At 52.2% G+C, this 25,962-nt stretch carries 22 protein-coding genes; 12 read left to right on the forward strand and 10 right to left on the reverse strand.

The window, feature by feature from the left end:
- Positions 1 to 5: 5 nt before the first annotated feature.
- The 5 genes from gatA (at position 6) to ACJHX4_RS06080 (ending at position 4,099) form a co-directional block, all read left to right on the forward strand.
- Positions 6 to 458, forward strand: a complete 453-nt coding sequence (gene gatA / locus ACJHX4_RS06060) for a PTS galactitol transporter subunit IIA (RefSeq protein ID WP_000182880.1) — start codon at positions 6 to 8, stop codon at positions 456 to 458.
- 30 nt (positions 459 to 488) lie between these two features.
- The gene (gatB, locus tag ACJHX4_RS06065; protein ID WP_000823284.1) at positions 489 to 773 is read left to right on the forward strand and encodes a PTS galactitol transporter subunit IIB; all 285 of its coding nucleotides are present in this window, start codon (positions 489 to 491) and stop codon (positions 771 to 773) included.
- 3 nt (positions 774 to 776) lie between these two features.
- Entirely contained in the window at positions 777 to 2,132 is a 1,356-nt protein-coding gene (locus ACJHX4_RS06070; RefSeq protein ID WP_000490658.1) for a PTS galactitol transporter subunit IIC, read from the forward strand.
- Between the two features lie 47 nt (positions 2,133 to 2,179).
- On the forward strand, positions 2,180 to 3,220 hold the full coding sequence (gatD, locus tag ACJHX4_RS06075) for a galactitol-1-phosphate 5-dehydrogenase (protein WP_000844233.1): 1,041 nt from the start codon (positions 2,180 to 2,182) through the stop codon (positions 3,218 to 3,220).
- Between the two features lie 105 nt (positions 3,221 to 3,325).
- The gene (locus ACJHX4_RS06080; protein ID WP_001367074.1) at positions 3,326 to 4,099 is read left to right on the forward strand and encodes a DeoR/GlpR family DNA-binding transcription regulator; all 774 of its coding nucleotides are present in this window, start codon (positions 3,326 to 3,328) and stop codon (positions 4,097 to 4,099) included.
- 81 nt (positions 4,100 to 4,180) lie between these two features.
- Here the strand turns inward: ACJHX4_RS06080 and yegS are convergent, their stop codons facing one another.
- A complete protein-coding gene (yegS, locus tag ACJHX4_RS06085) occupies positions 4,181 to 5,080 on the reverse strand; it encodes a lipid kinase YegS (protein ID WP_000807341.1) in 900 nt (299 codons plus the stop codon).
- A gap of 414 nt (positions 5,081 to 5,494) precedes the next feature.
- Between yegS and yegR the strand changes: the two genes are divergently transcribed.
- Entirely contained in the window at positions 5,495 to 5,812 is a 318-nt protein-coding gene (yegR, locus tag ACJHX4_RS06090) for a protein YegR (RefSeq protein WP_001531820.1), read from the forward strand.
- A gap of 499 nt (positions 5,813 to 6,311) precedes the next feature.
- Here the strand turns inward: yegR and yegQ are convergent, their stop codons facing one another.
- The 8 genes from yegQ to mdtA all read right to left on the reverse strand — a co-directional run bounded on the left by yegQ (position 6,312) and on the right by mdtA (position 19,314).
- Positions 6,312 to 7,673, reverse strand: a complete 1,362-nt coding sequence (gene yegQ, locus ACJHX4_RS06095; RefSeq protein ID WP_000476014.1) for a tRNA 5-hydroxyuridine modification protein YegQ — start codon at positions 7,671 to 7,673, stop codon at positions 6,312 to 6,314.
- A 146-nt stretch (positions 7,674 to 7,819) separates the two neighbouring features.
- On the reverse strand, positions 7,820 to 8,152 hold the full coding sequence (locus ACJHX4_RS06100; protein ID WP_000929408.1) for a YegP family protein: 333 nt from the start codon (positions 8,150 to 8,152) through the stop codon (positions 7,820 to 7,822).
- A 179-nt stretch (positions 8,153 to 8,331) separates the two neighbouring features.
- Positions 8,332 to 9,054, reverse strand: coding sequence for a two-component system response regulator BaeR (gene baeR, locus ACJHX4_RS06105; RefSeq protein ID WP_000137877.1), 723 nt, complete (start codon positions 9,052 to 9,054; stop codon positions 8,332 to 8,334).
- On the reverse strand, positions 9,051 to 10,454 hold the full coding sequence (gene baeS, locus ACJHX4_RS06110; RefSeq protein WP_000675176.1) for a two-component system sensor histidine kinase BaeS: 1,404 nt from the start codon (positions 10,452 to 10,454) through the stop codon (positions 9,051 to 9,053). Before baeS ends, baeR begins: the two co-directional genes overlap by 4 nt.
- Positions 10,451 to 11,866, reverse strand: a complete 1,416-nt coding sequence (locus ACJHX4_RS06115) for an MFS transporter (RefSeq protein ID WP_000130870.1) — start codon at positions 11,864 to 11,866, stop codon at positions 10,451 to 10,453. The genes baeS and ACJHX4_RS06115 overlap by 4 nt, the downstream gene beginning before the upstream one ends.
- Positions 11,867 to 14,944: a multidrug efflux RND transporter permease subunit MdtC gene (gene mdtC, locus ACJHX4_RS06120; RefSeq protein ID WP_000667564.1), complete on the reverse strand. Its 3,078-nt coding sequence runs from the start codon at positions 14,942 to 14,944 to the stop codon at positions 11,867 to 11,869.
- The gene (gene mdtB / locus ACJHX4_RS06125; RefSeq protein WP_001197836.1) at positions 14,945 to 18,067 is read right to left on the reverse strand and encodes a multidrug efflux RND transporter permease subunit MdtB; all 3,123 of its coding nucleotides are present in this window, start codon (positions 18,065 to 18,067) and stop codon (positions 14,945 to 14,947) included. It lies immediately after the preceding gene.
- A complete protein-coding gene (gene mdtA, locus ACJHX4_RS06130; protein ID WP_000678942.1) occupies positions 18,067 to 19,314 on the reverse strand; it encodes a multidrug efflux RND transporter subunit MdtA in 1,248 nt (415 codons plus the stop codon). The genes mdtB and mdtA overlap by 1 nt, the downstream gene beginning before the upstream one ends.
- Before the next feature lie 278 nt (positions 19,315 to 19,592).
- Between mdtA and ACJHX4_RS06135 the strand changes: the two genes are divergently transcribed.
- From ACJHX4_RS06135 to yegI, 5 genes are all read left to right on the forward strand, one after another.
- Entirely contained in the window at positions 19,593 to 19,649 is a 57-nt protein-coding gene (locus ACJHX4_RS06135; RefSeq protein WP_012767741.1) for a type I toxin-antitoxin system Ibs family toxin, read from the forward strand.
- A 271-nt stretch (positions 19,650 to 19,920) separates the two neighbouring features.
- Positions 19,921 to 19,977: a type I toxin-antitoxin system Ibs family toxin gene (locus tag ACJHX4_RS06140; protein WP_001386901.1), complete on the forward strand. Its 57-nt coding sequence runs from the start codon at positions 19,921 to 19,923 to the stop codon at positions 19,975 to 19,977.
- Between the two features lie 217 nt (positions 19,978 to 20,194).
- Positions 20,195 to 20,854, forward strand: a complete 660-nt coding sequence (locus tag ACJHX4_RS06145; protein WP_000003165.1) for a vWA domain-containing protein — start codon at positions 20,195 to 20,197, stop codon at positions 20,852 to 20,854.
- Positions 20,851 to 21,612 carry a protein-serine/threonine phosphatase PphC gene (gene pphC, locus ACJHX4_RS06150; protein WP_000119036.1) on the forward strand — a complete coding sequence of 254 codons (762 nt, stop codon included), beginning with the start codon at positions 20,851 to 20,853 and terminating at the stop codon, positions 21,610 to 21,612. The genes ACJHX4_RS06145 and pphC overlap by 4 nt, the downstream gene beginning before the upstream one ends.
- Positions 21,609 to 23,549, forward strand: a complete 1,941-nt coding sequence (gene yegI / locus ACJHX4_RS06155) for a protein kinase YegI (protein WP_001296219.1) — start codon at positions 21,609 to 21,611, stop codon at positions 23,547 to 23,549. Before pphC ends, yegI begins: the two co-directional genes overlap by 4 nt.
- A 12-nt stretch (positions 23,550 to 23,561) precedes the next feature.
- Here yegI and yegD read toward each other — a convergent pair whose 3' ends face one another.
- Positions 23,562 to 24,914 (reverse strand): molecular chaperone, encoded by a 1,353-nt coding sequence (gene yegD / locus ACJHX4_RS06160; RefSeq protein WP_000469704.1) that lies wholly within the window; start codon positions 24,912 to 24,914, stop codon positions 23,562 to 23,564.
- 133 nt (positions 24,915 to 25,047) lie between these two features.
- Between yegD and alkA the strand changes: the two genes are divergently transcribed.
- Positions 25,048 to 25,896: a DNA-3-methyladenine glycosylase 2 gene (alkA, locus tag ACJHX4_RS06165; protein WP_000288402.1), complete on the forward strand. Its 849-nt coding sequence runs from the start codon at positions 25,048 to 25,050 to the stop codon at positions 25,894 to 25,896.
- The last annotated feature ends 66 nt before the right edge of the window (positions 25,897 to 25,962 follow it).

A 25,962-nucleotide genomic window follows, 5' to 3' on the forward strand; every position in this document is an offset into this window, starting at 1 on the left:
GGTATATGACTAACCTGTTTGTTCGTGGCGGAATTTCTTTTGTCGATCGTAGCGAAGTTTTAACCCATATCGGTAATGAGATGCTCGCGAAAGGTGTGGTTCATGATACCTGGCCACAGGCATTAATTGCCAGAGAAGCAGAATTCCCTACCGGGATAATGCTTGAGCAGCACGCCATTGCAATACCGCATTGTGAGGCGATTCATGCTAAGTCGTCAGCCATTTATCTGTTAAGGCCAACAAATAAAGTTCTTTTTCAGCAAGCGGATGATGATAACGACGTGGCGGTATCGTTGGTTATTGCGTTGATTGTGGAAAATCCGCAGCAGCAATTGAAACTTTTACGCTGTTTATTTGGCAAGTTACAACAGCCCGATATCGTCGAGACACTAATCACTCTTCCTGAACCCCAGTTAAAGGAATACTTCACAAAGTATGTTTTAGATTCAGACGAATAAATCCCTCTGTAACAATAAAAAGGACTATTTATGAAACGCAAAATTATTGTCGCTTGCGGAGGCGCGGTAGCGACCTCTACGATGGCGGCGGAAGAAATTAAAGAGTTGTGTCAGAGTCATAATATTCCTGTTGAATTAATCCAGTGTCGGGTTAATGAAATAGAAACCTATATGGATGGCGTGCATTTGATATGTACTACCGCCAAAGTTGAACGCAGTTTTGGCGATATTCCGTTAGTTCACGGCATGCCTTTTGTTTCTGGTGTCGGTATCGAAGCATTACAAAATAAAATTCTGACTATCTTACAGGGGTGACCTATGTTTTCAGAAGTCATGCGTTATATTCTCGACCTCGGCCCTACGGTGATGCTGCCGATTGTCATCATTATTTTTTCTAAAATATTAGGCATGAAGGCAGGCGATTGCTTTAAAGCGGGTCTGCATATCGGGATTGGCTTTGTTGGCATTGGCCTTGTGATTGGCTTAATGCTGGATTCCATTGGCCCGGCGGCGAAAGCGATGGCGGAAAATTTCGACCTGAATCTGCATGTGGTCGATGTCGGCTGGCCGGGCTCTTCACCCATGACCTGGGCGTCGCAAATTGCGCTGGTGGCGATTCCGATTGCGATTCTGGTTAACGTGGCGATGTTACTGACCCGTATGACGCGGGTGGTAAATGTTGATATCTGGAATATCTGGCATATGACCTTCACCGGCGCGTTGCTGCATCTGGCAACCGGTTCATGGATGATAGGGATGGCGGGTGTGGTAATTCACGCGGCGTTTGTTTATAAGCTCGGCGACTGGTTTGCCCGCGATACCCGTGATTTCTTTGAGCTGGAAGGCATTGCTATTCCGCACGGTACGTCGGCGTATATGGGGCCAATTGCTGTGCTGGTCGATGCTATCATCGAGAAAATCCCAGGCGTTAACCGAATTAAATTTAGCGCCGATGATATTCAGCGCAAATTTGGCCCTTTTGGCGAACCGGTCACCGTGGGTTTTGTGATGGGGCTGATTATCGGCATCCTCGCGGGTTACGATGTCAAAGGTGTATTGCAGCTGGCGGTAAAAACGGCGGCAGTTATGCTGCTGATGCCACGGGTGATTAAACCCATCATGGATGGTTTAACGCCCATCGCTAAGCAGGCCCGTAGTCGTTTACAGGCGAAGTTCGGCGGTCAGGAGTTCCTGATTGGCCTTGATCCGGCGTTGCTGCTGGGACATACGGCGGTGGTATCGGCAAGCCTGATTTTTATTCCACTCACCATTTTAATTGCTGTTTGTGTGCCGGGTAATCAGGTGCTGCCGTTTGGCGACCTTGCCACCATCGGCTTCTTTGTGGCGATGGCGGTCGCGGTGCATCGTGGAAATCTGTTCCGCACCTTAATCTCGGGTGTCATCATTATGAGCATCACCCTGTGGATCGCGACGCAAACTATTGGTTTGCACACCCAACTGGCGGCTAATGCGGGCGCGTTAAAAGCCGGGGGTATGGTGGCTTCAATGGATCAGGGCGGTTCTCCCATTACCTGGTTACTGATTCAGGTTTTCTCCCCGCAAAATATTCCCGGTTTCATTGTTATCGGCGCAATTTATCTTACCGGTATTTTCATGACCTGGCGTAGAGCGCGTGGTTTTATTAAACAAGAGAAAGCCGTTCTCGCAGAATAATTTTTACCTGAGGGGGAGGTTATCCCCCTTAACAATCAGGAGTTTTTATGAAATCAGTGGTGAATGATACTGATGGTATCGTGCGCGTAGCAGAAAGCGTCATTCCTGAAATTAAACATCAGGATGAGGTGCGGGTAAAAATTGCCAGCTCGGGCTTATGTGGTTCCGATTTACCCAGGATATTTAAAAATGGTGCACATTATTATCCAATAACGTTAGGCCATGAATTTAGTGGCTATATTGATGCGGTGGGATCCGGTGTTGATGATTTACACCCCGGCGATGCGGTTGCCTGTGTGCCGTTATTACCCTGTTTTACTTGTCCAGAGTGTCTGAAAGGGTTTTATTCCCAGTGCGCAAAATATGATTTTATTGGCTCACGGCGTGATGGTGGATTTGCCGAATATATTGTCGTTAAGCGAAACAATGTCTTTGCACTACCTGCGGATATGCCTATTGAGGATGGCGCTTTTATTGAACCGATTACCGTTGGCCTGCATGCGTTCCATTTAGCGCAAGGATGTGAGAATAAAAACGTTATTATTATTGGTGCCGGAACCATTGGCCTGCTGGCAATTCAGTGCGCTGTCGCGCTGGGAGCAAAGAGTGTGACGGCTATCGACATTAGCTCAGAAAAACTGGCACTGGCAAAATCTTTCGGTGCGATGCAAACATTTAACAGCCGTGAAATGAGCGCGCCGCAAATACAGGGCGTTTTACGCGAGCTGCGCTTTAATCAGCTTATCCTCGAGACGGCTGGCGTCCCGCAAACCGTCGAACTGGCGGTAGAGATTGCCGGTCCTCATGCCCAACTGGCGCTGGTGGGCACGTTGCATCAGGATCTGCATTTAACATCTGCAACGTTTGGCAAAATATTGCGTAAAGAGCTGACGGTTATCGGCAGTTGGATGAACTACTCCAGCCCTTGGCCGGGGCAGGAGTGGGAAACGGCGAGCCGGTTGCTGACAGAACGTAAGTTAAGCCTGGAGCCATTAATCGCTCACCGTGGAAGCTTTGAAAGCTTTGCCCAGGCGGTGCGTGACATCGCTCGTAATGCTATGCCGGGCAAAGTGTTGCTCATTCCCTGAAACCGCGGGCCAGCGTGATGCTGGCCCGGTATTGTGCAAAACAGATCATTCACCAATGGTTCCCCTTCGTTTACACTAGCCACAATTGAATATGGGTAAATGACGATGAATTCATTCGAGCGAAGGAATAAGATCATCCAATTAGTGAATGAACAGGGAACCGTGCTTGTTCAGGATCTGGCGGGAGTATTTGCTGCCTCGGAAGCGACAATCCGTGCCGATTTGCGCTTTCTCGAACAAAAAGGCGTGGTTACGCGCTTTCATGGCGGTGCGGCGAAAATAATGTCAGGTAATAGCGAAACCGAGACCCAGGAAGTCGGGTTTAAAGAGCGATTTCAGCTCGCCAGCGCGCCGAAAAACAGAATAGCGCAGGCGGCAGTCAAAATGATCCACGAAGGGATGACCGTTATTCTCGACAGCGGAAGTACCACAATGCTTATCGCCGAAGGATTAATGACCGCCAAAAATATCACGGTGATTACCAACAGTCTCCCGGCGGCGTTTGCCCTTTCCGAAAATAAAGACATTACTCTGGTCGTCTGCGGTGGCACGGTCCGCCATAAAACGCGCTCGATGCATGGATCTATTGCTGAACGTTCCCTGCAGGATATTAATGCCGATTTAATGTTTGTCGGTGCTGATGGTATTGATGCGGTTAATGGTATTACGACCTTTAATGAAGGTTATTCCGTTAGCGGTGCGATGGTGACAGCGGCGAATAAAGTGATTGCCGTTCTTGATTCATCGAAATTTAATCGTCGCGGTTTTAATCAGGTACTGCCAATCGAAAAAATTGACATTATTATTACCGATGATGCTGTGTCTGAGGTGGATAAACTGGCATTGCAGAAGACACGGGTAAAATTAATTACGGTGTAGTATTGTTCTGTATGCCGGATAAGGTGTTTACACCGTATCCGGCATTACGGATTCTCTCTGGTTCAACAGAGAATAGTTTGATTAACGCAACAATGGACAATCTGGTGGTAATCGACAACGCAACGCCGCCGGAAGTATTTCAATATGGAAGTTTTGCCCACTCAACGGTTCGCCATCAAGATTAAAAGTGATTTCGTGTGGGGCTTGTATATCAAACCACGACGAAGCACCTTCGATAATATTCGGGTTATCTTCGTCAGATTTTAAGGTTGATACGAGAGTCGGAATAATTTCATCGCCGGTAAAAATGCGCAGTTGCAGCAAGCCATCGTTAATTAATGCGTTCGGGCACAATTGTTGACCGCCACCGGCCTGACGCCCGTTACCAATACCAATGACCAGGGCGTCACCTTGCCAGTGAAAGTTTTCACCGCGGATTTCACAACGGTCCGGTTGCAGAGTGTCCATGCGCATTAAGCCATGAATGATGTAAGAGACGCCACCCAGCGCGGCTTTTAATTTTTCCGGCGTTTCTGTGGTAATACGCGTCCCAAACCCGCCTGTCGCCATATTAATAAAACAGGTTTGTTTGTTGACCTGCGCCATATCTATCGCAATGGCGTTACCGGCAATTGCCAGTTTCAGCGCCTTATCCAGTGCCTCAGGAATCCCTACACTAGTGGCAAAATCATTGGCAGTTCCTAATGGTAAAATTCCCAGCGCGGGTATGTCATCCCCCTCACATTGAATCAATGCCGTAGAAACTTCATTAATGGTGCCATCGCCACCACCGGCAATCACTGTTGCGACGCCTAACTTCCGGGCCTCCTCTACAAATCGTGCAGCATCGCCTTTCTCCCAGGTGATCCGCACATGGATCGTCATTCCTTCCTCACGCAACAGCATAATTGCTTCGCGCAAGGGTAGATTGTCAGTACTTTTGCCATTAAGAATCAGTAAGCTGGCGGGAAATTCTGCCATGATCGTATGTGCCTTTATGATTGGTCTGTAGATAGTGTAGAGCAGAAAAGAAAAGGTGGAGTCAGAACAGGATGAAAGTCGGAGGATAAAAAGTCAGTTCAGGTATGGGGATTCAGTGCTTACCACCAGGACCTTACAATGGGGACAGCGAATATTAACGGTAGCCACTGATAAATTTTAAAAAAGAGAATATACCTAATATTCAACTAAACAGTGGCATCTTCAATATACTATTCAAAATATATTAAAGTCCCCCATGGGGTTACCCGGAAGGGCCTCTATGTCTGTAATTCCTACTTATGTAGGAAATGTTGTACAGAACATTTATTATAATCCTATTCAATTATAATAATCATGCCATTATTATATTTAAACACCAGAGCGTGTCGTTGGTATTTAATGGGGGAAGGTGAGATGAAAAAGATAGCTGCTATATCATTAATTAGTATTTTTCTTATGTCTGGGTGTGCTGTACATAATGATGAGACAAGTATCGGTAAATTTGGTCTTGCATATAAAAGTAATATTCAGCGTAAACTCGATAACCAATACTACACCGAAGCCGAAGCTTCTTTAGCCAGGGGCAGAATATCTGGTGCAGAAAATATAGTAAAAAATGATGCAGCCCATTTCTGTGTTACTCAGGGCAAAAAAATGCAGATAGTTAAATTGAAGACAGAAGGTGCAGGATTACATGGCGTTGCTCGTCTGACATTCAAATGTGGAGAGTGAGAATAGATTCAAGACTACCATGCACATATTTATTTTATCTGTGATGGGATATTCTTCAACACCATTATTGAATGTGAGTAATAATGACAAACAGATAGATGAAACTAAAGCAGAATTTTTATTTTATGCAGCCATCAGAAAATGATGTCAAAAATATTCCAATGCTTTAGGTTCATTTTTTGGTAAGCGTCAAACATGCGCGTTCTGGCTGTGCGTAACCGGAACCTGTGCGAGCACGATGTCGATAAGTGAAAGGCATCGTGCTATTAAGGGAGATTCTATCGATGTGGTCAATGGAAGACGGTGACCAGGGATAGGGCTTATGCATAAAAAATAAGCCTGTGTAAGGGAGATTACACAGGCTAAGGAGGTGGTTCCTGGTACAGCTAGCATTTTATGGGTTATGTTTTTCAGCGAAACGGATGATAACCTTAATAAATGCAGCTGTATGTGATCGGTTTCTAAGAATTTTCCATCCGGGAAAAATAATCGAAATTAATCACTTACCGTGGGGGTTACGCGTGGTTTCCCCGGAGAAATTACGCATCAGCAGCGCGTAATTTAGCTCAAGATCCTGCGGCACCGGGAGCCACACAGTATAACCATCGCCTGGTGCGACCGGCATAGCTTCACCTTTGGCGTTTTCCATGTGCTCAAGGGTAAAGTTAATGTTGCCTTGCGGCGTCATTAGCTCAAGGCTGTCGCCAACGGAGAATTTATTTTTCACCGCTACCGCCGCGAGGTCCCCCTTGCGCTCACCGGTAAACTCACCAACAAACTGCTGGCGGTCAGAAACTGAATAACCGTATTCGTAGTTCTGATAATCGTCGTGAGTATGACGACGCAGGAAACCTTCGGTATAGCCACGATGCGCCAGACCTTCCAGAGTTTCCAGCAGGCTGGTATCGAACGGTTTGCCCGCAGCGGCGTCATCGATAGCTTTACGGTAAACCTGCGCGGTGCGTGCGCAATAGTAGAAAGATTTGGTACGGCCTTCGATTTTCAGCGAATGCACGCCCATTTTGGTCAGGCGTTCAACATGGGCGATGGCGCGCAGATCTTTCGAGTTCATGATGTAAGTGCCGTGCTCATCTTCAAACGCGGTCATATACTCGCCCGGACGCTGGGCTTCTTCGATCATAAACACTTTGTCGGTTGGCGCGCCGATACCCAGCGTCGGCTCAACATTTTGCACCGGAATCGGCTCGTACTTGTGTACGATGTTGCCAACGTCATCTTCTTTCCCTTCCTGGACGTTGTACTCCCAGCGGCAGGCGTTGGTGCAGGTGCCCTGGTTCGGGTCGCGCTTGTTGATATAGCCAGAGAGCAGGCAGCGACCGGAGTAGGCCATGCACAGCGCGCCGTGAACGAAGATTTCGATTTCCATATCCGGCACCTGATTGCGGATCTCTTCAATCTCTTCCAGTGACAGTTCGCGAGAGAGGATCACGCGGGTCAGGCCCATTTGCTGCCAGAATTTCACCGTCGCCCAGTTCACGGCGTTAGCCTGTACCGAGAGATGGATCGGCATTTCAGGGAAGTGCTCACGCACCAGCATAATCAGCCCTGGATCGGACATAATCAGCGCATCCGGCCCCATTTCCACCACCGGTTTCAGGTCACGGATAAAGGTTTTCAGCTTGGCGTTGTGCGGTGCAATGTTGACCACGACATAAAACTTTTTCCCCAGCGCGTGGGCTTCGTTAATGCCGAGTTGAAGATTTTCGTGGTTGAATTCGTTGTTGCGCACACGCAGGGAGTAACGCGGCTGGCCCGCATAAACAGCATCTGCGCCATAAGCGAAAGCGTAACGCATATTTTTCAGCGTTCCCGCCGGGGAAAGGAGTTCCGGTTTAAACATAATTCTCTCGTTCTGATGACAGGTCAGATCCGCTTCACCTGATGAAGCGGTCAGGGGAGTGCCCCCACTTTAAGGGCGGGCATTGTAGCGCTGTGGAGGTAACTGGTAAAGCGCCGGACGCCAACAACCTACGCCCGGCATCGTAATTACGTATTGTCTTTCACCGTCTGGCTTGTGCCATTTGCTTTAACGGAGGCAATTCCGGTTTCACGAGATTGCGCGGTGGCGTACATCTGGCTGGAGCCGATAATTTGATGATTGGCGGCTTTCAGATTGAAATAGAATTTGCCGTTGCTTGCCGTTTTTTTCTCATAGCGTTCTTCTTGCGGGCTGTTGCTACGTACCGACGCGATGCCCTTTTCCGCAGAGGCTTTTGAGGTATACAGCTCGCTGGTGAGGATAGTCTCACCATTGCCCGCTTTTAGCACAAACCGGAATTGATTATCACTGCTCTTACTGAGTTCAAACCAACCAGCCATAATGACTCCTTGATTGAAATTGCGTATCGAAAACAGCATCTAAAAGGACTGTTTGCCGATTAAAGTATGAGCGATTTTCTGGTGCCTGCCAGGGCGGAGAGATCATGTCAGTTTGCTGACTATGCGTGGGATAATGTTGCCGGATCTGGTCTGAAGGCCAGATCCGGCAGGTAAAAATGTTAAACGATGCGGCAGGCGTCGGCTTCCCAGCGGTAACCGACGCCGTAAACGGCGCGGATAAATGACTGTTCGGCGTCGAGAGATTCCAGCTTGCGGCGCAGGTTTTTAATGTGGCTGTCGATGGTACGGTCGGTTACCACGCGGTAGTCGTCATAAAGATGGTTCAGCAACTGCTCGCGGGAGAACACTTTTCCTGGTTCATGAGAGAGCGTTTTCAGCAGTCGAAATTCTGCAGGCGTCAGGTCAAGCATTTTACCGCGCCAGGAAGCCTGAAAACGACCTTCGTCGATAATCAACGGGCTTTCAGCATCCTGTTGCTGCAACTCACGCTGCGGTTTGCAACGGCGCAAAATGGTTTTGACGCGCGCTACCACTTCCCGTGGGCTGTACGGCTTGCAGATATAGTCATCTGCGCCAATCTCCAACCCCAGCAGGCGGTCGATCTCTTCGATTTTTGCCGTCACCATCACGATCGGAATGTCAGAAAAACGACGAATTTCCCGGCACAGCGTCAGGCCATCGGTGCCAGGGAGCATCAGATCCAACAGGATCAGATCCGGTGGTGTCTGGCGCACATATGGCAGTACCTGATCGCCGTGGCTAATCAACGTTGGCGCATAGCTCGCAGCACGCAGATAATCAATGAGCAACTGCCCCAGCTTCGGTTCATCTTCCACGATCAAAATACGCGGTGTGTTTTCGTCGATTGGTAACTCGGTCATACTTCTCTCTGTAAATCCCGTTCCAGCGGTAACTCTACTGTAATGCTAAGCCCGCCAAAAGGCGAATGGGCGGCAATAATGCGGCCGTTATGTGCTTCAACAATGTTCAGGCAAATCGCCAGCCCCAGCCCGGAACCACCGCTGGCGCGGTTGCGGGAACCTTCGGTGCGATAAAAACGTTCAAACAATTTTTGTAGCTGATCGTCACTGACACCCGGCGCACTGTCGGCAAAGGTCAGGCGCACCGTTTTGTCGTGCTGCTCGGCAGAGATTTTCAGGCTGCCGCCGCTGTCAGTGTAGCGCAGGCTGTTTTCCAGTAAGTTATTGAACAACTGCATTAAACGATCGCGATCGCCAAATACGGTAATACTGTCTGGCAGGGAAAATTGCAATTTCAGGCCACGGCTGGCGAATCGTTCGCGAAATGCGCCTCCCGCCACTTCCAGCAGTGGGATCAAATCTATCGGTGCTTTTTGATAGGCGAGAGCGCCTTCATCAGACATAGACAATTGATGGAGATCGTCAACCAGTTTTGTCAGTGTACCTACTTCTGCCTGTAAAGAAGCCAGCGTCTCCGGCGTGAATTTACGCACACCATCCTGAATGGCTTCCAGTTCGCCGCGCAGTACTGCTAAAGGCGTGCGCAGTTCATGAGAAATATCGGCCATAAAATCGCGGCGCATCTGCTGGTTTTTCTCCAGTGTGCTGGCGAGTTGATTGAAATCCTCTGCCAGTCTGCCCAACTCATCTTCGCTGGTGGGGGCTACGCGAGTAGTGAAATCACCCGCTGCCAGTTTGTGCGTGCCATCCACCAGTCGTTTTACCGGAGCCAGCAAACCGCGCGCCAGTGGGAATGTCGCCAGCGCCGCTAATAAGGTAGATAAAGCCACAATCAGCCAACTGGTTTGCCGCTGTTGTCTGTCAAAATTGATATCAGTATTACGGGTCAGTCGTTCAACAGGGGAGGCGATCACCGCGCCAACTTCCGCACCATTGACCATAATGGGCCGCCGTGTGCCGTCGGGTGGAACTGGTGCTCGCGGGCCAACCAGCACTTTGTTGTTTTGATCAACCACCCAAAATTGTGTGCGCCAGCCGTGTGGCGGCATACCGGGGCCGGGCTTATCTTCGTTGTTATCATGCTCCAGTGAACGTAGGATCTGAAATACAAAGCGATCGTTATTACGCAGGAAGCGCCAGTTCCCGTGCTGGGCGTACTGCTCACCAAGCGCATCGCCGAGCATTTGCAGCCGTTGTTCATTACCATGCTTGATGTAATCGATAAAGCCGCGCTCAAAACTGATACGTACCGCCCAGTGCATCGTGATCAATAAGACAATGCAGGTGGCGAAAATCGCCAGAAACAGTTTGCCGGTAATACCGGGTCGCCAGAACTTCATTGCGCGCTCCTTTTTCGCCGTGAAATAGCCACATTTTGATGCGTATCGTTCGGCACTCTGGCAAAGATGAACGCCGGAAGGGCGATGATAGACGCCATGCTAAGCCAGGTGTACATAAAGACGGTTTGTGTGGTGCCGCTGTCGACGCTGACATGCTGCGAACCAAAAAGTCCCAGCAACAGCCCGGCGATGGTGACGCCAATACTCATCGACAATTGCATAATCATCGACAGCAGACTGTTGCCGCTGCTCGCCAGGTTGTCCGGGAGATCTTTCAGCGTCAGGGTGTTCATGGAGGAGAAACGTGTCGAGTTGACCATTCCTTGTAAAAACAGGACGAACGGCAAAACGTAGTACCAGCCCAGCAGAGCGGTAGTCATAAACAACAGGGTGACCAGCGACAGGCCCAGCGTGGTCGCCACCAGTACCCGACGATAACCAAAGCGATTCACTACCTGTACCACAATTCGCTTCATTCCCATGCTGCCGAGTACCATCGGGATCATCATCAGTCCGGCATGAAACGGCGAGAAACCGAGGCCAATTTGCAGGAAAACCGGTGTCATAAAGGGCAACATGCCACTGCCAATACGTCCGGCAAAGCTCCCCGCCAGGCCCAGCGAAAAGGTACGAGTGCGGAACAGTTTCAGACTGAACAGGGCGCGGTTGTTATTTTGGGCGTGCAGCAGATAAAGCACCAGTGCTACCACGCCAACTGCGACCAGGCCAGCAATCGCCAGCGGCGATAAACCTGTACCTTTACTGCCGTCCAGCGCCAGGGTTAATACCGCCATGCCAACCGCCAGCAACAGAAAGCCGGAGAGATCAAAGCGCCGCGTCTGCATGGTGTAGTTCGGCATTAACATCAGTGTGGCGATCGCGCCAATAATTCCCACCGGAATGTTGATCAAAAAGATCCAGTGCCACGATGCGTACTCCACCAGCAGACCGCCGAGCGCCGGGCCAAGCAGCGGCCCGACCTGACCGGGCAGCGTGACAAAGGTCATCGCCGCCATATATTGCTCGCGCGGTACGATTTTCATCACCGTCAACCTGCCGACCGGCACCATCATCGCGCCGCCAACGCCCTGTAACGCGCGTGCCAGCAACAGTTCGTTCAGCGTGCCGGAAAGCGCGCAAAACAGTGAACCGAGAGTAAACAGCACGATGGCGGTAAAGAAAATATTGCGCACGCCGACTTTGTCCGCCAGCCAGCCGCTGGCGGGCAGCATCACCGCCACGGTCAGTACATAAGAGACAATGACCATGTGCATATGCAACGGACTTTCCCCGAGGCTTTGCGCCATTGAGGGAAGCGCGGTGTTAACGATGGTGGTGTCCAGCGACTGCATAAAGAAGCCGAAAGCCACAATCCACAATTGCCAGCGGGTGCTGTCGGGAAGATCTGTCATTTACTCGGTTACCGCTTGTTTAGGTTTACGCGAAAAACGCATCCGCAGACGGTCGAAAAAGAGATACACCACCGGCGTGGTATACAGCGTCAGAAGCTGGCTCATGACCAGACCGCCGACAATGGTGATCCCCAATGGTTGCCGCAACTCCGAGCCGTCACCGCCCGACAATACCAGCGGCAGCGCACCAAACAGCGCCGCCAGGGTAGTCATCATAATCGGGCGAAAACGCAGCAGACAGGCCTGGAAAATAGCTTCCTGCGGCGTCAGGTTACCGTGCCGTTGGGCTTCAAGCGCAAAATCGACCATCATAATGGCGTTTTTCTTCACGATGCCGATTAATAACATGATCCCTATCAGCGCAATTAGGCTGAACGGGGCATTGAACAGCTCCAGCGCCAACAGCGCTCCGACGCCCGCCGAAGGTAGGGTGGAGAGAATCGTCAGTGGATGCACATAACTCTCGTAAAGGATACCCAGTACGATATATACCGTGGCGATGGCGGCGATAATCAGGATCACCTGTGAGTTCATCGTCTCCTGGAACACCTGCGCTGTTCCGGCAAAACTGCCGCGCACCGTCGAAGGCACACCAAGCTGGGTCATTGCGCGATCGATCGCCGCACTGGCGTCCGAGAGCGATTTCCCGGTCGGCAGGTTGAACGAAATGGTCGAGGCCGCCGATAATCCCTGATGATTCACCGACAGTGGAGCGTTCGCCGGTTGCCATTTAGCGAAATACGACAGCGGGATCGCTTTTCCTTCGTTATTGATAACGAACATTTTTTCCAGTGCACTGATGTCCTGGGTATAGCGCGGATCCACTTCCATCACCACTTTGTACTGGTTCATCGGCTGGTAAATGGTCGAGATTTGCCGCTGACCGAAGGCGTTATTTAACAGGCTGTTGGCGGCTTGCACGTCAATTCCCAATCGCGCCATGGTGTCGCGATCGTAAATAAGGTTCATCTCCGCGCCATTATCTTCCTGATCGGAGTTAACATCAGCCAGCTCTGGCAATGTCGCCAGTTTTTTGCGGATTTTCGGCTCCCATTCGCGCAGTGCCGCCAGGTCGTCGGATAACAACGTGTACTGGTAACTGGCGTTAGCCTGACGTCCGCCAACGCGAATATCCTGTACCGCCATCAGGAACAGATTCGCTCCCGGTTCTTTAGCCAGTTTTTTACGCAAGCGATCGATAATCTGTTGGGCCGTTTCGCTCCGCTCGCCGCGTGGTTTAAGGGTGATAAACATCATTCCACTGTTCACCCGTGAACCGCCGGTAAAGCCGGTGACATTATCCACCGCCGGATCGTCACGGATAATTTTCATGAAGTCCTGCAACTTACCGCGCATCGCCTGAAACGAAATACTCTGGTCAGCCTGTATCCCACCCATCAGTACGCCGGTGTCCTGCTCCGGGAAGAAGGTTTTCGGGATCGAGATATACAGCCAGATATTCAGCGCAATGGTGCCAAGCAGCACCACGCCCACCAGACGGGTATGATTGAGCACCCATTTCAGCGACTTGCCATAGCCTTGTTGCAGGGCTACCAACATGCGACCAAAGCCACGCAGTCGCTTTTGCTCGCGCGGCTTGCTGGCTTTTAGCATCCAGCCGCACATCATCGGCGTTAACGTCAGGGAAACCAGCAGCGAAATACCAATGGCGACAGAAAGCGTCACGGCAAACTCGCGTAACAGGCGACCCGGCAATCCGCCCATCAACAGCAGCGGCAGGAACACCGCCACCAGTGACAGACTCATCGACAGCACCGTAAAGCCGACTTCGCGAGTACCTTGTAGCGCGGCCTGTAGCGGTTTCATCCCCGCTTCCAGATGACGGGCAATGTTTTCCAGCACCACGATGGCGTCATCCACCACAAAGCCAGTGGCGATAGTGAGCGCCATTAACGAAAGATTATTGAGACTGAAACCACACAGGTACATCGCCGCAAACGTACCAATCAGCGAAACCGGCACCGCAACGGCGGGAATAATGGTGGCGCGACCCGAACGCAGGAACAAAAACACCACCAGAATCACCAGTGCAACTGAGATTACCAGCGTCTGCTCAACCTCTTCCAGCGACGCGCGGATAGTAGGGGAGCGATCTTGGGCAATTTGCAGATCAATTGCTGCCGGGATGGTGGATTGTAATTCCGGCAGACGGGCGCGGATGCTGTCTACCGTCTGGATAATATTGGCTTCCGGCAGCTTGCGGATCATCAGCAAAATAGCCGGTTTGGCGTTGGTCATCCCGGCGTTGCGCACATCCTGTACTGAGTCGGTCACCGTCGCCACATCGCCCAGACGAACCGCTCCGCCGTTGTTGTAATGAATAATCAGCGGCTGATATTCAGCGGCGGTTTTCAGTTCATCGTTAGTCTGGATCTGCCAGCGGTGAGTACCATCTTCCAGCGCCCCCTGCGGTTTACGCACGTTGGCATTGCTGATGGCGGTGCGTACGTCGTCCAGCGAGACGCCCTGATTAAACAGCGCCTGCGGATTCAGCCCGACGCGTACGGCGGGCAGCGAGCTGCCGCCAACATCGACATCACCGACACCGTCGATTTGCGAAATCGTCGGAGCCAGCTGTGTCGAGGCGAAATCGTACAGTTCACCCTGCGAATAAGTATCGGATGTCAGCGTGAGGATCATAATTGGCGCATCCGATGGGTTCGCTTTGCGATAGGTCGGACGGCTGGGCATCCCGCTGGGTAGCAGACTTTGCGCGGCGTTGATCGCCGCCTGCACATCGCGCGCTGCGCCGTTGATATCCCGGTCAAAATCAAACTGCAAAATAATGCGCGTGCTGCCGAGCGAACTGCTGGAGGTCATTTCGCTGACTCCGGCAATGCGCCCAAGTGAGCGCTCCAGCGGCGTGGCAACGGAAGACGCCATTGTTTCTGGTGACGCACCGGGCAGCGAGGCGCTGACCATGATCACCGGAAAATCGACCTGCGGCAGCGGGGCGACTGGCAGCATACGGAAACCCAGTATGCCGCACAGGGTAATGGCGACCGACAGTAAAATCGTCGCCACCGGGCGGTAAATGAAGAGGGCAAAAAACTTCACTTACGCCTCCTCTTCATGACGGGCAAAACGGCTTTTGGTCCACAATGCCAGACGGTCGAACAACAGATAAATCACCGGCGTGGTAAACAGCGTCAGCACCTGGCTGACAATCAGACCGCCGACCATGCCGATACCTAACGGACGACGCAGTTCCGCGCCGACCCCGGTACTCAACATCAGCGGCAGCGCACCAAGCAGAGCCGCCAGAGTGGTCATCAGGATCGGACGAAAACGCAACAGACAGGCCTGGTAAATAGCTTCGCGCGGCGACATGCCTTGCTCGCGCTCAGCAGCCAGCGCGAAGTCGATCATCATGATGGCGTTCTTCTTCACGATACCGATCAGCAAAATAATGCCGATAATGGCAATCACATCCAGTTCGCTACCGGCAATCATTAACGCCAGCAGCGCGCCGACCCCTGCGGTGGGTAGCGTCGAGAGAATGGTGATCGGGTGAATAAAGCTCTCGTACAGAATGCCGAGCACGATATACATCGCCACCACCGCCGCGACAATCAGCCAGACAGTGCTGCCCAGCGCCGACTGGAAGGCGAGGGTGCTGCCCTGGAACTGCGTGGTGATATCCACCGGCAGATTCAGCGTCTTCTCTGTGTCCATAATCGCCTGCACCGCATCGCCCAGCGAATAGTTATCCGGCACGTTAAAGGAGATAGTCGTTACCGGGAACTGATCCAGATGGTTGATGGAAAGCGGCGCAAAACGCTGCTCAATTTTGGCAATTGAGCTTAACGGCACCACGCCACCGTCGCTGCTGGTCAGGCGAATGGTATCCAGCGCCGCGAGGCCTGGGGTATTTTCGGTGTTGTGTTCCAGCACCACGCGATACTGGTTAGCCTGAGTATAAATAGTGGAAATCAGTCGCTGACCAAACGCGTTGTACAGGGCGTTATCGACATCCGCCATGCTGATCCCCAGACGGCTGGCGCTGTCCCTGTCGACATTGACATACGCCACCAGCCCTTTGTCCTGCCAGTCGCTGGAGACATCAGAAAGCTGTGGCAGCTGCTGGAGTTTTTCCATCAACTGTGGCACCCAGGTACTGAGCGCATCCAGTGACGTGGCCTGCAAGGTAAACTGGTACTGGGTGCGGCTGACCTGAGTATCAATAGTCAGGTCCTGCGTTGGTTGCAGGAAGAGATCTACGCCCGGCACTTTATCCACCGCCGTTTGCAGACGGGCGATGACTTTTTGCACCCGGTCATCTCGTTCATCCAGTGGTTTGAGATTGATCTGTAAACGCGCACTGTTCAGCGACGGGTTAGTGCCATCAACGCCAACAAATGAGGTCAAACTTTGCACTGCCGGATCCTGCAAAATCACGTCCGCGACCTGGCGTTGCCGCTGGGCCATATTGGCAAAGGAGCTGGATTGCGGTGCCTGCAAAGTGCCCTGAATTATGCCGTTGTCCTGTACCGGGAAGAAACCTTTCGGAATGAACACCCACAGCAGCACGCTAAGCAGCAGCGTGCTGAGCGCTACGCTTAAGGTCAGCCACGGATGATTCAGCACTTTCGCCAGTCCACGACCATAGGCGGCGATTATCCTGTCGAACATTTTCTCCGAGGCACGGGAGAAGCGGTTCTGTTTACGCAGCGACTCCTGGCTGAGCATCCGCGCGCACATCATCGGTGTCAGGGTCAGCGACACCACTGCTGAGATCAAAATCGCGACTGCCAGGGTAATAGCAAATTCGCGGAACAGTCGCCCGACGATATCGCCCATAAACAGCAGGGGGATCAATACCGCAATCAGCGAGAAGGTCAGCGAGATAATGGTAAAGCCGATTTCACCCGCGCCTTTGAGCGCGGCTGCCAGCGGTTTTTCGCCTTTTTCGATATAGCGGGAAATGTTTTCGATCACCACGATGGCGTCATCGACCACGAATCCGGTGGCGATAGTTAACGCCATCAACGTCAGGTTATTGATTGAAAAATCGAGAAACACCATGACCGCAAAGGTGCCAATTAACGACAGCGGTACAGCAACACCGGGAATGATGGTCGCCGGAATATTGCGCAAAAACAGGTAGATAATCATGACTACCAGCGCGATAGCCATCATCAGCTCAAACTGGGTATCGTCGACCGATGCGCGGATATTGGTGGTACGGTCAGAAAGTACCGTCACCTTCACCGATTTCGGCAGACTCTCGGTGAGCTGTGGTAGCATCTGCCGGATGCTGTCGGCGGTGGAGATAATGTTAGCACCGGGCTGGCGCTGAACATTCATCACAATGGCCTGTTCTTTGTTCGCCCACGCGCCGAGCCAGCTGTTTTCTGCTCCTTGCTCTACGGTTGCGACATCGCCAAGACGAATTGGTGCGCCGTTCTGGTAGGCGATGATTAGCTGGCGATACTCTTCGGCGGATTGCATCTGGTCATTCGCTGACAGCGTGACCGCGCGAGAAGGGCCGTCAAGGCTCCCTTTCGCTGAGTTAACGTTCGCGCCAGTAATGGCGGTGCGCACACTTTCGCTGGTCAGGCCGAGAGCGGCAATTGCCTGAGCGTTGAGTTTTACGCGTACCGCCGGACGCTGCCCGCCGGAAAGTGTCACCAGCCCTACGCCGGAAATCTGCGAGATTTTCTGCGCGACGCGGGTTTCCACCATATCTTCCACCTGCGTCATCGGCATGGCGGTTGAGGTGACAGCGAGCGTCATGATCGGTGGATCTGCCGGGTTCACTTTGCTGTAAACCGGCGGGTTAGGCAGATCGCTCGGTAGCAGGTTGGTCGCAGCGTTAATCGCGGCCTGCACTTCCTGCTCGGCGACATCCAGCGGCAATGTTAGCTGGAACTGTAAAGTGATAACTGACGCACCGCCGGAACTTTGCGACGACATCTGTTTCAGGCCAGACATCTGCCCGAACTGGCGTTCGAGCGGCGCGGTAACGGCAGAGGTCATGACATCCGGGCTTGCACCTGGATAAAGCGTGACCACCTGAATGGTTGGATAGTCCACTTCCGGCAGCGCCGAAACGGGCAGGGCGCGATAACCGATAATCCCGGCGAGTAAGATCGCCACCATCAGCAGCGTGGTGGCGACAGGACGCATAATAAACAGGCGCGACGGGCCGCCTGTGCTGCTCGGGGGTAACACCTGCATCAGGAGCGTGCTCCTTTTTTCGTGTCTTCGCGGCTGGCGGCTTTTTCTTCCGGAGTAGTGGCGCTCTGGGCTTCCACCACTTCCACTTTCGCCCCTTCGGTCAGGCGATCAATTCCGTCCGTCACTACGCGGTCGCCCGCAGAAATACCTGCGCGGATCACCACTTTCTGACTGTCCTGAATGCCTGGTGTCACCAGATGTTTGCTGACCTTGTTTTCGCTATTCAGCACCCAGACAAAATGGCCTTCGTTGCCCATTTGCAGGGCGGCGGTTGGGATCACCACGGCGTTTTGTTCGGTGTCGACTAACATGCGTGCGTTAACAAACTGATTGGGAAACAGCGCATCATCCTGATTATTAAAGCGTGCTTTCACTTTAATCGTACCGGTAGTGGCATCGATTTGGTTATCAAGGCTTAACAGTGTGCCTTCACTTAATTTCTTCGAGTTGGTGCGATCCCAGGCTTCTACCACCAGCGGTTTTCCGGCTTTTTGCGCCTGCACAACGGTGGCGATATCGCTTTCCGGCAGAGTAAAGACCAGATCGATAGGATGTGTTTGGGTGATCACCACAATCCCGGTGGTGTCGCCACTGGAGATTTGGTTACCAACATCAACCTGCTTGAGACCAACGCGACCATCAACTGGTGCGGTGATACGGCTCCAGTCGAGTTGCAACTGCGCGCTGGCGACGCTTGCTTCATCAGCCTTAATGGTGCCTTCGGTTTCACTGACCAGCGCTTGTTGGGCATCCAGTTCCTGACGAGATACGAGATTGGTTTTTGCCAGTTGTTGATAACGCGCCAGGTCACGGCGGGCGTTGGCGAGCGTGGCTTTATCTTTTGCCAGTTGGCCCTGGGCTTGTGCTAATGCAACTTTGAACTGGCTTGGGTCAATTTCTGCCAGTAAATCGCCGGCTTTGACCTGCTGGCCTTCCTGGAAATGTAACGCCATCAGTTGACCGTCCACGCGGCTGCGCACCGTAACAGTATTAGCGGCGGTAATGGTGCCAAGCCCGGTGAGGTAACGTGGAACAGCCTGTTCTACTGCGGTCGCCGCCTGAACAGGAGCTAATGGGCCGGCACGCATACCACGGCGACCACCCGCTGGCGATTGCTGCGCTTGTTTCGTCGCCCCAGGGGCTGCACTCTGGGAGTCATTGCGGCCTTGCCAGAACCAGAATGCGGCGATGGCGGCGATAACCACCACGATTACGATTACCCAACGGGATTTATAACTGCCTTTCATCGTTAAGAGTTTCTCTTCCTGAAACGTTTCGCGGAATGATACTAGTGTAGCCAGCCAATAAGGGAGAAAAATGGAGGAATTATGAAACACTGTCGGGAATCGTCTGAATGACGGGCACTTTTGCGAGCACGCATCCAGTAATAACACATGAAACTATTTTATCTACGCGTTAGCGATAGACTGCTTGCATGGCGAAAGGAGATAAGCCGACGATTTCAGCGGGACGCTGAAACGGGAAAGCCCCTCCCGAGGAAGGGGCCATAAATAAGGAAAGGGTCATGATGAAGTGGATCATCATCGTGGTGCTCTTAGTCATAAGCTTCCCGGCTTACTAAGACTACCAGGGCGGGGGAAACCCCGCTCAACCCTCATTCCTGAAAGTATGCCTTCACGGTCCAATTGTCAATCCGCAGACTTTGCAGTCTGCGATCCTGCCAGCAAATATTCTTTGCGAGTCGTTACGCAATAATCACACTTGAAACTATTTTATCCGCAAGTCAGCGATAGACTGCATACAGGGCGAAAGGAGGTAAGCCGAAGATTTCAGCGGGACGCTGAAACGGGAAAGCCCCTCCCGAGGAAGGGGCCTTAAATAAGGAAAGGGTCATGATGAAGCTACTCATCATCGTGGTGCTCTTAGTCATTAGCTACCCAGCATACTAAGACTACCAGGGCGGGGGAAACCCCGCTCTACCCTCACTCCTGAAATTATGTCACTCAACCCTTGTTGTCAATCTGTAAGCCCACGTTCTTGCGAGGCGAATAGCAAAATCTTCTGCGCCGCCGGGCCTAATTCTGAAAGTTTCTTCGTTTGCTCTTATTTCATTATTGCAGTCGGTATGATACCGGACCTCAATAATTCTCTAAGAAAGGATTTCTTATGAGCGAACAAATCACGTTTGCCACCAGCGATTTTGCCAGTAACCCGGAACCACGTTGCCCCTGCATTTTGCTGCTGGATGTTTCTGGTTCTATGAACGGTAGACCCATTAATGAACTTAACGCCGGATTGGTTACCTTTCGCGATGAGCTGCTTGCCGATTCGCTGGCCTTAAAAAGAGTGGAACTCGGCATTGTGACGTTCGGCCCGGTGCATGTGGAACAACCCTTTACCAGCGCCGCTAATTTTTTCCCGCCCATCCTGTTTGCCCAGGGCGATACACCAATGGGCTCTGCCATTACCAAAGCCCTGGATATGGTTGAGGAGCGGAAACGTGAATATCGTGCCAATGGTATTTCCTATTATCGTCCGTGGATTTTCCTGATCACCGATGGTGCACCAACCGATGAGTGGCAGGCTGCCGCCAACAAAGTGTTTCAGGGGGAAGAAGATAAGAAGTTTGCCTTCTTTACCATCGGCGTTCAGGGGGCGGATATGAAGACGCTGGCACAAATCAGCGTTCGTCAGCCTTTGCCACTGCAGGGATTACAATTCCGTGAACTGTTTAGCTGGTTATCCAGTTCGCTGCGTTCGGTTTCCCGCTCCACGCCGGGAACGGAAGTTGTGCTGGAAGCGCCAAAAGGCTGGACGTCAGTGTGAGCTGGCGACTGGTCTATGCATCAGCCGTTGGAACGTCGCACATCAGTGCGGACTTGCCTTGCCAGGATGCCTGCCAGATACAGGTTGCCTGGCTAAATGACCAGCAGCCATTATTGTCGGTATTTGTCGCTGATGGCGCAGGTAGCGCCTCGCAGGGAGGCGAAGGTGCGATGCTCGCCGTCAATGAAGCGATGGCTTATATGTCGCAAAAAGTGCAGGGCGGGGAATTGGGGCTTAATGATGTCCTCGCAACGGACATTGTGCTGACCATTCGTCAGCGACTTTTTGCCGAGGCGGAAGCCAAAGAATTAGCGGTTCGCGATTTTGCCTGCACGTTTTTGGGATTGATTTCATCAGCTAATGGCACCTTGATTATGCAGATTGGCGATGGCGGCGTGGTGGTAGATTTGGGTCACGGTTTGCAACTGCCGCTCACGCCGATGGTGGGGGAATATGCCAATATGACGCACTTCATTACTGATGAAGATGCCGTTTCCAGACTGGATACTTTCACCAGCACTGAGCGTGCGCACAAAGTTGCAGCATTTACGGATGGTATTCAGCGACTGGCGTTAAATATGCTGGATAATTCTCCGCATATGCCTTTCTTTACCCCGTTTTTCAATGGACTGGCGTCAGCAACGCAGGAACAACTCGATTTATTACCTGAATTGTTAAAGCAGTTTTTGTCCAGCCCGGCGGTAAACGAGCGTACGGATGATGATAAAACGTTGGCACTGGCGCTGTGGTTACCATGAAACCCACTTTATATACTGCTACTGGTGAGTGCGTTACGCCAGGCCGTGAACTGGGCAAAGGCGGCGAAGGTGCGGTTTATGATATCGAGGAGTTTGTCGAGAGCGTCGCCAAGATTTATCACACGTCGCCTCCCGCCTTAAAACAGGACAAACTTGCCTTTATGGCTGCGACAGCTGACGCGCAGTTGTTGAATTATGTCGCCTGGCCGCAGGCAACGCTTCACGGTGGACGAGGTGGAAAAGTTATCGGTTTTATGATGCCAAAAGTTTCTGGTAAAGAACCGATTCATATGATCTATAGCCCGGCACATCGTCGCCAGAGTTACCCTCATTGTGCGTGGGATTTTCTACTCTATGTTGCGCGCAATATTGCTTCATCTTTTGCTACGGTTCACGAGCACGGGCACGTCGTGGGTGACGTAAACCAGAACAGCTTTATGGTAGGTCGCGACAGCAAAGTGGTGATGATTGATAGCGACTCCTTTCAGATTAATGCCAATGGTACACTGCATTTATGCGAAGTCGGCGTGTCGCATTTTACGCCGCCAGAGCTGCAAACCATGCCATCATTTGTCGGCTTTGAACGCACAGAAAATCACGATAATTTTGGCCTTGCGTTGCTGATATTTCACGTCTTGTTTGGTGGGCGGCATCCTTATTCCGGTGTACCGCTTATCTCTGATGCGGGTAATGCGCTGGAGACGGATATTGCCCATTTCCGTTATGCCTACGCGTCAGATAATCAGCGACGTGGTTTAAAACCGCCGCCACGATCGATTCCGCTGTCGATGTTACCGGGCGATGTTGAAGCCATGTTTCAGCAGGCATTCACGGAAAGTGGCGTGGCAACCGGGCGTCCGACGGCAAAAGCGTGGGTAGCGGCACTTGATTTACTACGCCAACAGTTAAAGAAATGTACCGTTTCGGCAATGCATGTTTATCCCGGTCATTTGGCTGACTGCCCATGGTGTGCGCTGGATAATCAAGGTGTTATCTATTTTATTGATCTCGGCGAAGAGGTCATTACCACCGGCGGGAATTTTGTGCTGGCGAAAGTCTGGGCGATGGTGATGGCGTCAGTAGCACCGCCAGCATTGCAATTGCCATTACCCGATCATTTCCAGGCTGCTGGCAGGCCGCTTCCTTCAGGCCTGTTAAGGCGCGAATACATCATTCTGATTGAGATCGCACTGTCAGGGTTATCGCTGCTGCTTTGCGGCCTTCAGACAGAACCGCGTTATATCATTTTGGTTCCCGTGCTGGCGGCTATCTGGATTATTGGCAGCCTGACAAGCAAAGCGTACAAAGTAGAAGTCCAGCGACGAAGAGAGGCTTTTAATCGCGCAAAAATGGACTATGACCATTTAGTCAGCCAGATCCAACAGTTGGGCGGGCTGGAAGGTTTTATCGCCAAACGGGCGATGCTCGAAAAAATGAAGGACGAAATTCTTGGGTTACCGGAAGAAGAAAAGCGCGATCTGGCAGCACTTCACGACACCGCAAGGGAACGGCAGAAGCAGAAGTTTCTGGAGGGATTTTTTATTGATGTTGCCTCTATTCCCGGCGTTGGCCCTGCGCGTAAAGCGGCGTTACGGTCCTTTGGTATTGAAACAGCAGCGGACGTTACCCGACGGAGCGTTAAGCAAGTTAGGGGTTTTGGTGATCATCTGACCCAGGCGGTTATCGACTGGAAAGCGAGTTGCGAACGCCGTTTTGTTTTCAGGCCGAACGAAGCGGTAACGCCTGCAGACAGACAAGCGGTAATGGCAAAAATGGCCGCCAAACGACATCGGCTGGAATCGGCGCTGACTGTCGGTGCGACAGAGTTGCAGCGATTCCGCCTTCAAGCTCCAGCACGGACCATGCCGTTGATGGAACCGTTACGTCAGGCGGCAGAAAAACTGGCTCAGGCGCAGGCTGATTTAAGCCGTTGCTGAGCCAGTTTTCAATTAACGAAACACCACTTCCGCCCAGCGTGCCAGCCCGGCGGTGACGGAGCCAAAGTCATCGCCACCTGCAATCGGAATGCCCGGCAACTGTTCTGTCAGCGCTTTTTTAATCAGCGGTGAACGGGCGCTACCGCCGGTCAGATAGATAACATCCGGTTTTTCCTGGGCGTTATCCAGCGCCAGTTGCACCTGTTCCAGAATCCGCGCCAGTGGCTGGTTGAGGGCGCTTTCCAGCCCTTGCTGGCTAATCAGCGTAGCCAGTTCATCGCTGATAAACGGCAGTGAGGCGCGGGTTTCCGCTACGCTTGAAAGCGCAATTTTGCTCTCTTCTGCGCTACGTACCAGGCGATAGCTTAAACGCTGACGCCAGACTTTCTGTAACAGGGCCACTTTTTCCGGTTCGCGGGCATCGCGTACCAGATCGTTAAGCAGACGACCGTTGGCACTACTGTAGAAATCACTTTGCGCAGGTACGTCGTTGATGGCAACCGCATTCCACCACGGCAGAATCGGCAGGGCGATGCCTTTTTCGGTTTCGCCCCCCATGCCCAGTAACGGCATCAGGTTCTTAAACGCCAGTGCGATATCCAGATCGTTACCACCAATACGGCAACCACTATGACCCAGGAGGCTGGCTTCACGATCGAGACGCGAACGCCATTGCGGCCCCATCAGCAGCAATGAACAGTCAGTCGTACCACCGCCGATATCCACTACCAGCACTCGTTTTTCTTCCTGCAAGGTGGCTTCGTAATCCAGCCCAGCCGCGACCGGCTCGTACTGGAATACCACATCCTTAAACCCGGCACGCTTCGCCGCGCGTTCCAGAATCCCTTGCGCCTGGGTGTTTGCTTCATCACCGCCCAGCCCCTGGAAGTTGATCGGGCGACCAATCACCGCCTGAGTAATTGCCTCCGGCAGCTGCGCCTGCGCCTGTTGGCGAATGTGCAACATCATTGCGCAGACCAGATCCTCAAACAGCGCTACCTGCTGCGGTTTTAAGCCGCTGGCACCGAGGAACGATTTTGGTGATTTCACAAACCACACTTCTTCCGGATCATCAATGTATTGTGCCAGTGAAGAAAGACCGAACTGCACGCTTTTCGCCGTGACATCGATATCTTCTTCGCGGTTATAACGAATCGCCCGACGCAACAGCGCCTGCGTTTCATCGTCGTCTGCCGGAACATCATGATGGCGGTACAGCCATTCGCTTACCGCTTCACGCGTTGGCGCGCAAAGCATTGAAGGCAGCAGCGTGCTGTCGTTTTCCATTTTTAGCAAATGCGGTTTACCGTCGCGCATGACCGCCACTGAACAGTTTGCTGTACCGTAATCAAAACCAATAAACACGAAATAATCCCCATGCCGGTGAAGAAGGGGCGTGACTTTAGCGAAATGTTGCCGTCGCGACAACCGGAATATGAAAGCAAAGCGTAACGTCTGAATAACGTTTATGCTGAAAGCGGATTAACAAGGAGATGCGATGTATACCCTGAACTGGCAGCCGCCGTATGACTGGTCGTGGATGTTGGGATTTCTCGCCGCCCGTGCGGTGAGCGGCGTGGAAACGGTCGCGGACAGTTATTATGCCCGTAGTCTGGCGGTAGGCGAATATCGCGGCGTGGTGACTGCTATTCCGGATATAGCCCGCCATACTCTGCACATAAATTTAAGTGTAGGTTTAGAACCTGTTGCCGCTGAGTGTCTGGCGAAAATGAGCCGCCTGTTTGATCTGCAATGTAACCCGCAGATTGTTAACGGTGCGTTGGGAAAGTTAGGCGCGGGGCGGCCCGGATTGCGTTTACCTGGTTGTGTTGACGCTTTTGAGCAGGGCGTGCGGGCGATTTTAGGCCAACTGGTGAGCGTGGCGATGGCGGCAAAATTGACCTCCAGAGTGGCACAGCTTTATGGCGAACGGCTGGATGATTTTCCGGATTATGTCTGCTTCCCCACGCCTCAGCGGCTGGCAGTAGCCGACCCGCAGGCATTAAAAGCGTTAGGTATGCCGTTGAAACGGGCAGAGGCGCTGATTCATCTGGCAAATGCGGCGCTGGAGGGCACCTTACCAATGACAATACCGGGCGACGTAGAACAAGCGATGAAAACGCTGCAAACCTTTCCGGGTATCGGGCGCTGGACGGCAAATTATTTTGCTTTGCGTGGCTGGCAGGCGAAAGATGTTTTTCTGCCGGATGATTATCTGATTAAACAGCGATTTCCGGGAATGACACCGGCACAAATCCGCCGTTATGCCGAACGCTGGAAGCCCTGGCGTTCTTATGCGTTGTTGCATATCTGGTATACGGAAGGCTGGCAACCAGACGAAGCATGACGTTGGTTGCCGGATGCGGTGCGAGCTTATCCGGCCTGGGGAATGAGCGATTTGTAGGCCTGATAA

It is taken from the genome of Escherichia sp. WS2035 (genome assembly GCF_046487065.1).
Taxonomy (GTDB): Bacteria; Pseudomonadota; Gammaproteobacteria; order Enterobacterales; family Enterobacteriaceae; genus Escherichia; species Escherichia coli.